The sequence below is a fragment of the Pseudomonas sp. HMSC063H08 genome, assembly GCF_001813645.1.
Classification (GTDB): Bacteria; Pseudomonadota; Gammaproteobacteria; order Pseudomonadales; family Pseudomonadaceae; genus Pseudomonas; species Pseudomonas aeruginosa.
The window spans coordinates 1-1,067 of the sequence record NZ_KV813591.1 but is presented as its reverse complement, the minus strand read 5'-3'; the positions used below and the strand labels follow the sequence as shown (position 1 = coordinate 1,067).

Sequence of the window (1,067 nt, the reverse complement as noted above, 5' to 3'; positions counted from 1 at the left end):
TTCCGGGGTCTTGTCCTGGCGCAGCATTTCCGTCCACACCCCGACGCCCATCCGCCGGGATGCAATGTGCTGCCAGCGAAGAAAGGTTGTGCGGGCGGATGTGCGCTGCTCGATGAGTCGGGTGGGCAGAAGAGTGAAGGGCGGGCGACGAACCTGGGCCAGCAGTCCCTGGGCAAGTTCCAGTAATCCCTGCTCCAGGGCTTCGCACTGTTCCGCCAACTGGGCCAGCTCCCCCTTACCTTTAAAAGGCTTTAAAAGGCCTTTTAGTGAGGCACTGTGTTGCAGCGCCTGGAAGGCAGTTTGTTGCAGTGGGCGGAAGGCACTTTGTTGCAGAGCGCCTTGCTGGTCCTTATCGGGCTGCCGCATTCCGATCAGTCCTCAAGCTCGACACGGTCAGCGTCATCATCGGCATCACTGTCAGAGCGGCCCCGGGTGATCGGCGGAGCGAAGTTCGAGCGTCGGGTGCCCTCCAGGATGTCCTGCGGGATCTCGCCGAACTTCTCGTACATCTTCCGCGCGGCTTCGGCGCGAGCATTGTTTGCGGCGAAGTCGTCGCGAGTGGCGCCCGTGAACTGGTAGCTCTGGGCCAGACCAAAAAGACTGCGCAGCACCGATGCACCTTCGTCGAGCCAGACCTCCATGTCGCGGCGACCGACCAGCCCGACGTGCTGGGCCAGCAGGATTCGACGGGCGAGTTCGTCGTAGTTGGTCAGGAGATAGACTGCCTTGAAGCCGAGAGGGTTGGAGATGAACAACGGGACCTTGACCGGTGTGACGGACAGGTTCTCGGAGATATCGAGGGTCGCTGGCAGCTTGGCCATGACGTCATCCAGCCGCTGGTCGATGGCCTTGAGCGCGGCTTGGCAGCTCTCGACTTTCTCTTCGATCTGAACCAGCCACCAGTCGGAGTACGGATCGTCCTGTGCTGCCCCGCGGTGCATGCGATTCACGTAGGCGCAGAAGCCGGAGAGGCCGAGGATGCTGTGCTTGGCTTCCGACTTCTGCCGGCCGGTCCAGATGCGTGCGGCGTGATAAGTGTGAAGCGTCAGGGCGACATCGCTGCGGAG

At 62.0% G+C, this 1,067-nt stretch carries 2 protein-coding genes; both read right to left on the bottom strand.

The genetic code is table 11. The features are described from left to right. The coding region (locus tag HMPREF2924_RS27135) for a DUF3158 family protein (RefSeq protein ID WP_070700805.1) at positions 1 to 366 on the bottom strand (366 nt) is incomplete at its 3' end. A 5-nt stretch (positions 367 to 371) separates the two neighbouring features. Next, positions 372 to 1,067: PFL_4669 family integrating conjugative element protein (locus tag HMPREF2924_RS27130; RefSeq protein WP_070700802.1), on the bottom strand; the 696-nt coding region annotated here is incomplete at its 5' end.